Source organism: Flammeovirga agarivorans, assembly GCF_012641475.1.
GTDB classification, from domain to species: domain Bacteria; phylum Bacteroidota; class Bacteroidia; order Cytophagales; family Flammeovirgaceae; genus Flammeovirga; species Flammeovirga agarivorans.
Genome location: NZ_JABAIL010000003.1, coordinates 612,817 through 625,690, shown reverse-complemented (window position 1 = coordinate 625,690; position 12,874 = coordinate 612,817). Strand labels below are relative to the sequence as shown.

Here is a 12,874-nt window from a genome sequence, read left to right as displayed (position 1 = left end):
ATAATTAATTACTGAACTGCAAATGATCTCATATAAAGTCGGGTATTCAATTCTACTTACAATGTCTAATTGAAATCACACAGTATTGATTTCTTAGTACTCATCACACCAAAATATCATTATGTATTTATATTCTAGCTTATTTTATTGAGACAAAAATGTGGTATATCCTTTAGCCTAGAATACTAATCAAACCACTCATTAGTATATAAAAATAACAGCCTAAATGAACTGAATCACCCAGGCTGTTTTTAGTCTCCTTATTTATAACCGTCCCTTATTTTTTGATAAATTTTATCGGCTGGTTATTTACTCTTAAAATGTACTGACCTCTTGGTAGGTCATCTAAATTAAGCGTCGTTTTTTGTGTTTGGTGAACGAATTGTATCGTCTTCACTTTTACTCCAATCAAGTTGTAAATATCTACTCCTTGGAAGGGTAATGAAGAAGTCAAAGTCACATCACCAAAAGTAGGGTTAGGGTATACATTTAGTATCGCCTTATCTTGATCAATAGAGGTTACTTCCTGCTCTGCAATTACAATTACTTCGAACTCTTTAATCATAGTACTTTGTCCCAATTGTACTGTTGCCGTTAGGTTTGTAGTGATATTTCTAAAAGACCTAGTAACTACTCCTTCGTTCGTAATCGTTGTTCTATCAGAGACCCAAGAAATCCCTGAATTATGCAACCCTGCTGTAATTAATGTTAGATCCGAAGTAACGCTTTCAGCACTATCTCCTTCAGCATAAATAATGGCTAAAGCATCATATGCTTCCTGAATTAATTCTTCTTCATTGTTAAGTACAGTGAGTACAAATGACTTTGTTGTAGAAGTTTCATTTAATGTAATCGTAGCAGTTAGCGTGACTTCTGTCACTTCCATAGGTACTGTTAAAACACCTGTACTCGTGATCACTGCATCATTACTCGATTTCCATTCAATTTGTACCTCTTCATATTCATCATCAGAAGTAGCTAGTGTAACAGAAGCTGTTACTGCATCTTGACTATCACCTTCTGCATATTCCACCTCTAATTTACCCGCCACTCGTTCTACAATAACATCATCAGAACTTGCTGCAGTAGTAAGGGTAAATGATTTTTGATCTGATAAATCACCTAAAGTAACTGTTGCTACAATGTCTGCTGTTACTTCATTGTCAGTAATTGTCACTTCTCCATCATTAGTGATGTTCGCATGAGCACTCGCATCCCAAGTAACTGTTGTATTATTTAAACCTTCATTTACAAGAGTAATATTTTGTGATACATTATTTGTATCATTTCCATCAGCATATAGAACTTCTAGTGCTTCTACTGCTTCTGCTAATTTTTCTTCGTCAGTAGGGCCTTGATCGGCTTCTTCTACAAATAATTTAGGGTAAGAGAATAAGATTTCGGCTGGAGCACCACTGTCACTACCGCCAAATTGTACAGATAGATTCCATTGGTAAGCATCTTTCGGTAATTTGAAAGAAGTGGTGTATACTTCTTCACTGGAAGTTAATGTGTAACGGTCAGAATAGATATCATTATTTACTTGCTGATCATTTTCATCTCTTGTTCTGTATCTAAAGTAAAATCTAAAAATAGCTCCGTCATCATTTGAGGCTTTTAACTTGGCTGATAAAGTAAATGCTACAGAATCTTCTTGATCAGAATAATCAATATTTTGCCATGGCAGTCCAATGATTAATACATTCCAGTTCCCATCACTGTTTTGTTTATCTACAACGGCAATGTTATGATCATCTACACCTGCAATAACATCAAGTGTATTCGGAGCTTCTGCAGTATTTTTTGTCCACCCATCAAAAGAAGGTGCTCCCAAATCATCTGCAAACTTAAAGTTTGGAATTAGGTTGTCCACTTCAGGCTCAGCAGGTGCACTTTCTCCCAATACTTTCAATACAAAATCTTTTGTATCCGATGCATCATTTTTGGATAGTGTCGCTGTTAATGTCACTTCTGTATCCACATCCTGACGAACGACAACTCCATCATTCGAAATTACAGATGTATTGGACGATACCCAACTTACAGCTACTTCGTTATCACCTTCAATAGGTAACGTTACATTTTGAGTAACCGTCATTGCATCATCACCACTCGCGAAAGAAATCGCTAAATTTTCTTTGGCTTCTACTACCATTTCCTCATCTGTTGGTTCCTCAGAAGGGATAATCTTTAAAACAGGATGAGAGAAAGTTATATCAGCAGAAGCTCCACTATCAACACCTCCAAATTGTACTCCTAAATTCCATTGATAAGCGTCTTTTGGAATCTCAAAAGTTGTAGTAAATGTTTTTTCAGATGATGTAATCACAAATTGATTGGAGTTGACATCATAATTTTGTGGATTATTTTCACCATCCAACATTTTATATCTAAAGTTGAATCTGAATTTTGCACCGTCCTCATTAGACGCCAATACTTTGGCTGACAGTTCAAAAGTAATCATTTCAGTATCCTGAGGTAAATCGATATCCTGCCAAGGCAATGCTAAAACTAATGAACTCCAATTTCCAGAACCTCCATCAACTTTATTGATCAATACTTTATTATAGTTTGTAGTTCCTTCTACTGCAGTAATACTATTAGGGTCAGCACTAGATGTATTTGACCAAACTGCTAATGTAGGATTACCAAGGTTGTCAGCGAATTTATCATCAGGGATAATATTTTCTGGATCACTTGGCTCTACTGGTTTCTCTTCTTCTTCTGCATCTAATGATAAAGAAGGAGTTGAAAAATAGAGGTCTCCAGCTGCACCACTTTTGGTACCCCCAAATTGTACTTCTAAATTCCATTGAAAAGCATCATTAGGAATTTCCAAGGGAACAGTAAATTCTTGTTCTGTGCTTGTCACTACAAAAACATCTGAGTAAACATTGTTATTGACAATATTATCGTCGATGTCTCTTGTTCTATAACGAAGATAAAACCTGAATTTCACACCATCATCGTTCGATGCTTTTACTTTGGCTGATAACGTTAACTTCGCCATTGCATCTTGACCATTTAGATCAAAATCCTGCCATGTTAACCCCATTTTCACATCGCTCCAATTTCCTGAAAGATCACTTTTTGATATCAGAACCTGATGGCTTTCTCCTACGCCAGTTACGGCTGTAATTGAATTTGGAGCTGTCGCCGAAGTATTCTCCCATTCGTCTAATGACGGGTTACCGTCTCCATCTTTAAACTGATAGTTGGGTACTAAGTTATTAGAAGAAGAAAGTGTTGCGACCGAAGCATTAAAGTTTGCAAATACAGATGAAATGCAAAGCGTTAGTATGCTTGCTAATAAAAAAGTAGTTTTTAATTTCATGCTTAATAAGTATACATTCATTTCATTTATGAGAATGATCAAAAGTATCTATTCACTTCTTTATCATGTAATTAGTCTACAAGGAAAAGGAACCAATAATAGTTATTTACCCCTAATACTTTGTAAAAGTACCCTATAAGATTGTTAGATAGCAAATCCAATTTACACAATTCAGAAATGGTTTTCACCTAATTCATCATTCTTTAATTATTCAACTGTTTATCTACACCAAATTGATAGATGACTGTTTCGTGATAAGTCTCTCCTGCTTTCACCATTGAACTGGGAAAGTTAGGATGGTTAGGTGTATCGGGTAGATGTTGTGTTTCTAAACAAAAGGCAATATGTTTTCCATAGGCCTTGCCTCCTTTACCAATTATAGATCCGTCTAACGAGTTACCTGTGTAAAATTGTACTGAGGGTTGTGTTGTTACTACAGATAATGTTCGTCCTGAAGTAGGATCTACAACTTCAATAACCTTTTTAGGTTTGTTTATTTCTTTATTAAAAACATAGCAAAAGTGGTAACCGTTATTGGCTAACTTAAATATATTTTCACCGATTGGTTTTTGAACAGTAAGGTCCTTTTCGGTGTTCCTTACCTCTTCTAATTGACCTGTAGGTACAATGTCTTTATCAATAGCAGTAATTGTATTGGCATCAATTCTTATTTCTTGATCCACAATAGATCTTTTCATTCCATTTAAATTAAAATAAGAATGATTGGTCATACTAATATGTGTATCCTTGTCTGTTTTGGCCTCAAAATCAATTTTAATTTCATTATTTTTTGTAAGCGTATACGTCACTTTGGATTGTACATTACCAGGAAAACCATGGCTACCGTCTTTAGAAAAATATGAAAAGACAACCCCTGCTTCTTCCTTTCTTTTAAAGGTCTTTTCCACTTTCCAAAGTGCACTACTAAATTCACCACCTCCATGAATAGAGTGTTTACCTCCTTTTGTATCCAAATGGTAAAGAACTCCATCAATCTCAAATGCTCCATTTCTAATTCGATTTGCAAAACGTCCCACTGTCGCCCCAAAAAGAGGGTTGGGTTGTTGGTATTGAGCAAGTGAGTCAAACCCTAATACAACATCTTCAAAATTATTGTGGCGATCTGGTACTTCTGCCCTTACCAAAATAGCCCCATAATTTGTCAGCTGAATATGCATTCCATTTGGGTTTTGTAAATCCAATAAAAAAATCTTTTCCTTACCCTCTTTACCCCACTCATTTTTCGTGACGGTAAATTGATCTTTCTGTGCAAACCCTATTCGGGAAATCACTAGAAAGAATAGTGTAATACAGTATAATTTCATTTCTATTTATATGATTTGGTTTTCAAATTCGATTTCAAAAACACGAGCGTATTTATTAGGTTGATGTTTAGAGATAAAAATCGATAAGCCCCGATCAGACTGCTTCCATTCTACTTTCTCATCACTACCTAACAAATTGATATGTCGGATTTTATTCTGCTGATTATTACTTTCAATATCCGATACTTCTAATACACCATCTTCCGAGTTACTCATCATAAAGACATACAACCTGTTGTTATTTTTAGTAAAACGATAGCTGTCTCTTGTTGAATAATTCACCTTTAATTGTTTTGAAAAGGAACCCTTAAAAGTATTGATTGCTCCTTTACCATGGGTCGTCCAAGGTGAAGCTCCAAAAATTGCAGATTGGTTGATGTTTACCCACTCTCCTATTTCTTCTAATACTTGTTTTTGTTTATCGGGAATCGTTCCATCAGCATTAGGGAATACATGCAAAAGAGCATTGCCATTTTTACTGATAATATCGATAAAATCTTCAATTACCCTTTTCGTTTTTTTATGTTTCTCTTCGCCTGTCTCAAGGTTATATTTTACCAGTGGAATATTCCCCTGCCATTGCTCTTCATTAATCTCTCTGTTCTTCGAATAATTAATGTTCATCACATTGGTTCCCTTGGGTAGAGCATGGCTGTATTTATCCTGTGATTGTAAGACTACTTCTTTCTCCCAATCAATGCCTTTATTGTAATAGTATAGAGCTAATTTTTCATGATAAGGCTTAAACTCATTTTTATTCATGTAGAAGTCAAACCACATTAAATCAGGTTGGTATTGGTCAATGATATCTTTCGTTCTATCCCACCAATGATCAATAAAATTTTGACTCACTGGCTGTGAAGGGTACTGAGATGCCAATCCCAGTTGCCTATTTTCATCTTGAAAAGAAGAATTCGGACTATAGAAATTCCAGTTGTAGGCAAAATGTGAGGATAAACCTATTTTTAAATTTTGCTTTTTTGATGCCTGTATTAACTCCTTCGTAAGGTCTCTTTTTGGACCAAGTTGTACACTGTTAAATGAAGTGTGATTTGAATTATACATAGCGAAACCATCATGATGTTCCGCTACGGAAATAATGTATTTAGCTCCTGATTTTTTAAATAGGCTTGCCCATTCATCAGCATTAAAAGATTGTGTGGTATAAGAAGATACAAAATCTTCGTATTTGGTGGAAGTTCCATAGTGTGACTTGTGGAAATTATGCAAAGGATGAGGATTGGTATTCACTACTTTTCCATTCGCATTGTACTGCACACTATCAAAATCCATCCATCGGGCATAATAAGATGTTTTAATTCTAGGAACATTATAAATACCCCATTCTACAAAAATCCCCAGTTTTGCATCCTTAAACCATTGAGGTACCTGATACGTTTGCACCGACTCCCAATTAGTATCGTAAGCATAATGCTGAGGTTTTTCTGAATGAGTGCTGATCATAGAAAAACTATAAATGACGAAAAATAAAAAGCTAACAGCTAATGCCTTCATTAGATTGTATCTCATTATACCACACTTTTAAGGTAAAGGAGTAATAGATGAGGAAGGGTTGATCATTATGCTTTTAATCAGAATCCTATTCCCTTCCCCTCATACTTAACCGCACCTATTTATAATACCTGCTCGAACTCTCCTCCAAGTTCAGTTTCAGAGTAACCTTCACATAAGATTCTGAAAGCATGAGCAAATTTTGTTGGGAAAGACTTCGGACGTTGAATAATTAGCCCATCATCTGTTCTTTTCCATTTTAATTCTTCGCTACTTCCTAGTAAGGTCACTTTCTCGATTTTGTTATTTAATAGACCAATCGCTGAGCTTAACGACTTGATTTTGATATCACCTTTTGGTGTGTCCATTACTAAAGCGTAAAACTCATTATTGCTCTTTTTAGTAAATCGAATGTCATTCGCTTTATATCTGATTTTCTTTCTTTCAATTTTATGTCCACCTGCAGGGATTCTTGTAGGTCCTTCTCCAAAAATAGTCCAAGGTCTTGTCCCGTAAATAGCGTCACCATTCACTGCTAACCAATTTCCCATATCCAATAAAAGGTTTTCCATTTCAACAGGAATTGTTCCATCAGGGTTTGGAGGTACATTTAATAACATGTTACCATTTTTGGCTACAATATCGATAAGGATATCTACAAGCTCATCGGATGAGACAAACTTAGCATTCGATCTATAGAACCAAGTACCTGGAGACGTATCAGTAATCCAAACATCTTCTTTTGGCTGGTTCGGTCTTCCTCTTTCATAGTCACGAACAGCAGTAATCTCGGGGAAAGTCTCTTCTTTAAAAAGAACAGCCACTTCTTTGTTCCATTCGATACCCTTGTTATAGTAATAGGCTAAGAATTTCTTTCTACTTTCTTCATTCATATTTTCCAACCACCAATCGAACCAAATAATATCAGGCTGATAGGTATCGATATATTCTTTTAGTTTAGCCCACCATTCTTTATAGAATCTTTCTGTTGGTTCATTGTTGTAATAATCATGAGGATCAGTATATAGATCATAATCTTTTGGATCTACTCCACCATATTCATGAGCAGGTGCAAAATACTTCCAAGTAAATGCATGGTGAAAAGAAGCAATAAACTTCATCCCTCTTTTCTCAACTTCAGATTTTAACTCTTTAGAAACATCTACTCCTCCATAATTTACAGAGTTCCATCTTGTCGCTTTACTATCCCACATCGCAAAGTTATCATGGTGCATTGCCACTGGGCCTGCATATTTAGCACCTGACTTTTCAAAAAGCTCTGCCCATTTCTGTGGATCAAAACCTGTAGGCTTAAAGTTTTCGATCAAGTATTTGTAACCGAATTCGGCAGGATCACCAAATTGTTCTACATGATGTAAATAGTTCGATGTTGGGTCGTTGTTGACACTTCCATCTTTATGCTTTGGTAACTCACCAGTTCTCCAGTTAGGGATACCATTTTTTCCATACATCATCATACCATGCCATCCTGCAAGTTTTTGCTTTGGCTTCATATTTACAAATGCACCGGAAATTGGTCCCCAGTGAGTATAGATACCAAACTTGGCGTCTCTAAACCAATCTGGAGATTTATTTACCTTCGATAACGACTTCCAGTCTTCTGTGTATTTTTCAGTTGATTTTAGTTCTTGCTGTCTTGGTTGCATTTGGCAAGCTCCTAGAGCACACATCACAGACAGAGAAAATGTCTTCATTAATTTCATACTATCCTATTTTATGTAAGTCAAAGACTTTTAGATTTGATTTCAAAAGCCAACAAAGTGATCAGTAACTATTGACCGATTTCTTCTTGCTTGAAACAAATGTATAGGGATACTATGAGTTGATTAGAGAATTTTAGTAAACCAATTGGGGTAATAATCCATAGATGAAAAAACAAGCGGTTTTAGTGTGGGATTGACCTTTTTGAAAATAGAGACGAGAGAAGTAGTCGTTTTTAGCATAAATTGTCATTTAACAACCTACTGATTCAATACATCAATGAATAATTTTAAAACTAAAGCGTTATTTTTGTAGTCAAATCATTTTTTAAACTTATCACTTACTACCCTTGAAAAAACAACCACTTGATTTTAGTCCTTATTAGCGGGTGATTTTTTGAAAAACTACCCTATTGGGCAAAAAATGGGGATAAATAATACTAATTTCACCCTAGTAAATAATTACTCTATTTGATTTTCATTTAAATCACTAGCACTTCAAAAGGGACTATTAAGGTACTCTGGAGAGGATTTTTTTGATACTATATCCACCACAATGAAATGAACTTATGAAAAATTACTACTTCACAACCAACAGTACTATAATTGCTAAAATTACCCTATTACTTTTCTCTTTATTTTCGCATCAGTTGCATGCACAAGAGAATGAAATTGTTTTTGATATACAATTGTACTCTACTAAAAATGGTCTAGTACAAAATGATATCACTAGCATCTATCAAGATAGTAAGGGGCTCATGTGGTTCGGTACCAACGCAGGAATCAGTAGATTCGATGGGTATAGTTTTACCAACTATAGCATGGATACCCATCAGCTTACTTCTAATATCATTAGTTGTTTTCAAGAAGATCAATTCAATAACCTTTGGATAGGATTATTAAATTCTGGTATCTGTAGATTAAACTTGGAGACGGGTGAAATGACCTCCTTTCGTAACGTTCAAGACTCAAAAATACTTAGCTCTAACAATGTGCATTCCTTAGCTCTCGATGATGAAGGCAACCTATGGGTGGGCACCACAAAGGGGTTGAATCGAATACCTGCTGATGAGTTAACAAAAGACCAATTGAAGGTTCAAAAATATTACGCTAACCACCATAATTCTAAAAGTATTTTATCCAATGGTGTCGTTAAATTATTTAATGACAGAAATGGAAATCTATGGGTAGGGACAAAAAAAGGGTTACAAATCGCCATCAAGCCTTCCAATAATCAACCGTCTTATACATTTAAAGAAATATCAAATACGAAGATTCCTCCAGTAAAGGATATCACAGAATCGGAAGATGGAGTATTCTTTTCAGGACCTCATGGCATACAGCTATTTAATGAAGAGAAATCATCTTTAAGAAAAGTATCTACCTCAAGGTTCAACACTTTATGTATTGATCCTAATAAGTACATGATTGGTGGTACTAGAAAAGGGTTACTTTTTATGGAATACGATGAGGTTTCAGGGACCTATATTCAAAAGAAACATATTCATAGTGAAAACTTTGATGCCTTAAAAATAAATATCATTACTGAAGTATACAAAGATAAATTAGGTGTAATTTGGATAGGTACTAAAGGTGGGGGTGTTATCAAATACAATCCAAACGGTAAACGTTTTAAAGACATCTATAAAACCAATGATCCAAGTAGTATTTCCTACAATAAAATAAGATCAATTTACGAAGACAGTAAAGGTCGAATTTGGGTGGGTACTCAAGGGGGAGCCTTAAATGTCTTAGAGAATAGTAGTAAAGGTATGAATGTAGGGTACAAATCATTCACTATCGAAAACCTTAAACCAAACACCACTTTTGATATTACCGAATGGGGAGATCAACTTATGTTTGGGATCAGAAAAAAAGGAAAGGTTTATCAAATGGATATTGATACGAACCTTGAAACACTAACTGATATTGATGCTAAATTCCTTCTAACTGAAAATGAGGATGCCCCGTCTTTTACGATTCAAAGTGATGGGGATGATGTGATTTGGTTGGGTACTTATGGTAAAGGACTGATCAGAGGCATAAAGAATAATGGTAAAATTGAATGGACCAATATTTCCAATCAAAAAGATCTTCAACAGGGAAAAGTAAAACTTATCCGCAATATTCTTATCGACAGTTATGGCAATTTATGGGTAGGTTCATCAGATGGTTTAGTATTTATTTCAAAAGAAGAGAAATTAAAAGACAGACCCGCATTTGAGATCTATCAACATCATGAAGATCAAAAAAACAGCCTTTCCTACAACTATTTACTACCCGTTTTTGAAGCATCAAACGGTGAGATCTGGATCGGAACAATGGGCGGAGGACTAAATATCGTCAACCCAGAAAAAGTTAATGGAGATGGTATTTCTTTCGAACATATTAAAATTGATGATGGACTACCTAGTAATATCATCAAATCTATATTAGAAGATGACTACCAAAACCTATGGATTGCAAGTAACAATGGCATCACAAGAATAAATCTGGATTCCAGAGAAATAAAAAATTACAACATAAGTGATGGCCTTCAAGATAATGAGTTCAGTGATCTGGCTGCTTGCAAACTAAAAAATGGCGACCTGATGTTTGGCGGCGTGAATGGTATCAATTATTTCACTCCTCATGAAATTGTCGATGATTATCTAGTTGGAGATTTAGTATTTACTGAACTAAGTGTTCTGAATAAAAATATCCATGTCAATGATACTTTAGATGGGAATGTTATTCTAAAAAAGAATATTCAATACACACAAAAAATACAGCTTAACCATGATCAAAATAGCTTTGCTGTACAATTTGCAGGCTTACATTATGGATCTCCATTCAAGAACAAATACAAGTATAAGCTTAATGGATTTGATGAGAACTGGATTACAACTAACGCTGATTTCAGAATAGCAAAGTATACCAACTTATCTCCCGGCAACTACACTTTAGAAGTAAAAGCATCTAATGGAGATAATATCTGGAACCCTAAATCATTATATCTCGATATTGAAATAGCAGCTCCTTGGTGGGCTACTTTATGGGCAAAGGTACTCTATGTGATTGCCATCGTTGGTTTCATTTACCTCTTCTCTAGATTCTCTCTAATTACTGTAAAAAAGAGACATCAATTAGAGTTGGAACAGTTTGAAAGAGAAAAACTGGAGCACCTAAGTCAAATGAAGTTGCAATTCTTTACGAATATCTCTCATGAATTAAGAACTCCTTTGACACTCATTCATACACCAATTGAACAATTAATGAGTAAAGGGAATGCTTATTCTTCATTGGAAAAAGAAAAGTATTACAAGCTGATTCATAAAAATGTGAACCATTTAATGAACCTGGTCAATCAGCTACTAGACTTCCGAAAAATGGAACAAGGGCATACCGCACTTCAAGTAAAACAAGGAGATTGGGTATTGTTTACGGAGCAGATTTACCATTCGTTTAAAGAGTTTGCCAATCATGAAAGAGTAGACTTTTCTTTGGATATCAAAACGCACTCTATTAAGGGGTTATTTGATCAGGATAAACTAAAGAAAATCTTGAACAACTTACTTTCCAATGCCTTTAAGTTTACCTATGCAGGTCAGGTAAAAATGACTATTCAGCAAGAAAATAACCATGTCGTTATCGAAGTAAAAGATACAGGTTTTGGTATCTCTGAAGAGCATCTAAAGTATTTGTTCGAACCGTTCTATCAAGTAGATAATCAGACAAAATCAAAAAGTGAAGGAACTGGAATTGGCCTATCATTTACAAAGAGTTTAGTGGAGTTACACCATGGTACTATTGAGGTAGAAAGTAAACAAAATGCTGGTTCCACTTTCAAAATTCAATTCCCTCTTGATGAAGTTGCTTATCAAGATGATGTAAAAATTGAAAGCATTTCAGAAGAAGCTGTAGTGATTGAAAATGAAGAAGAAGAGGAATTAACAGCTCAAGAAGAAGAACTAAGCCTAACAACAAAACCGAAAATTGTTATTGCAGACGATAACCCTGCAATACTTGATCTTCTTTATGATCTTTTGAAAGATACTTTCAAGGTGTATAAAGCAGAAGATGGCGAAAAGGCTTTTCAATTAGCAAAAGAGGTAATGCCTAACTTAATTCTTTCGGATATTATGATGCCGATTATGGATGGATATGAATTAACGAGAAAAATTAGAGAAGATGTTCAGGTTTGTCATTTACCGATTATACTTCTAACGGCTAAAAACTCTAATGACAGTAAATTAAAAGGGTATGAATATGGTGTCGATGCCTATGTTACTAAACCTTTTAATACTGAAGTATTGATGGCAAGAATAAACACGCTTGTTGAGAATAGAAAACGTCTACAAAAGAACTTCAGAACGAATATTGATACCCAACCGAGTGAAGTTACATTTACTTCTATCGATGAACGTTTCTTAAACCGTCTGATAGATATTGTAGAGGAAAATATTTCAGATCCGAAGTTTACCGTTGAAAAGCTTGCTCATGAATACGGTACGAATCCACTACGTCTTAATCAGAAGTTGAAAGCATTGACTGAGCAAACGGCAAAAATCTTTATTAGAAATATTAGATTAAAAAGAGCTGCTCAATTACTGAAGATGGGTAGATACTGTGTAAGTGATGTCACTTACGAAGTAGGATTCAGTGATTTAAAATATTTTAGAAACTGTTTCAAGAAAGAATTTGGTGTCCCTCCTTCTCACTTCTTGAGAAATAAAAAGAAAAAAGAAGAAGAAATTGAGGATGCAGAAATGCAATAAACATATGCATTTACCACCGATAAAATTTAATCAGACACTAAAAATAAAGGATATAACACCATGATTACCATAATATTAAAAGATAAATAATAGAGACACTATAAAAGAAGGGGGAAATAATTTTTACACCAATCATCAAGGGATTTTTTTTTTCGCTAATCAGATATTTACCACCCCCATTTTTTATAGGTATTCGTACGCAATAGGTGTCATATGTACGCTTAG

At 34.9% G+C, this 12,874-nt stretch carries 5 protein-coding genes; 1 reads left to right on the top strand and 4 read right to left on the bottom strand.

Features of this window, described 5'->3' with window-relative positions; genetic code table 11:
• Positions 1-277: 277 nt before the first annotated feature.
• The 4 genes from HGP29_RS11515 to HGP29_RS11500 form a co-directional block, all read right to left on the bottom strand.
• Positions 278-3,334: an immunoglobulin-like domain-containing protein gene (locus tag HGP29_RS11515; RefSeq protein ID WP_168882555.1), complete on the bottom strand. Its 3,057-nt coding sequence runs from the start codon at positions 3,332-3,334 to the stop codon at positions 278-280.
• A 203-nt stretch (positions 3,335-3,537) separates the two neighbouring features.
• Complete coding sequence (locus HGP29_RS11510; protein ID WP_168882554.1) at positions 3,538-4,659, bottom strand: aldose epimerase family protein; 1,122 nt, start codon at positions 4,657-4,659, stop codon at positions 3,538-3,540.
• 6 nt (positions 4,660-4,665) lie between these two features.
• A complete protein-coding gene (locus HGP29_RS11505) occupies positions 4,666-6,189 on the bottom strand; it encodes an alpha-L-fucosidase (RefSeq protein WP_168882552.1) in 1,524 nt (507 codons plus the stop codon).
• 104 nt (positions 6,190-6,293) lie between these two features.
• Positions 6,294-7,886 carry an alpha-L-fucosidase gene (locus HGP29_RS11500; protein WP_168882862.1) on the bottom strand — a complete coding sequence of 531 codons (1,593 nt, stop codon included), beginning with the start codon at positions 7,884-7,886 and terminating at the stop codon, positions 6,294-6,296.
• Positions 7,887-8,461: 575 nt separating this feature from the next.
• Between HGP29_RS11500 and HGP29_RS11495 the strand changes: the two genes are divergently transcribed.
• Positions 8,462-12,649 carry a hybrid sensor histidine kinase/response regulator transcription factor gene (locus tag HGP29_RS11495; protein WP_168882551.1) on the top strand — a complete coding sequence of 1,396 codons (4,188 nt, stop codon included), beginning with the start codon at positions 8,462-8,464 and terminating at the stop codon, positions 12,647-12,649.
• Positions 12,650-12,874 lie beyond the last annotated feature (225 nt).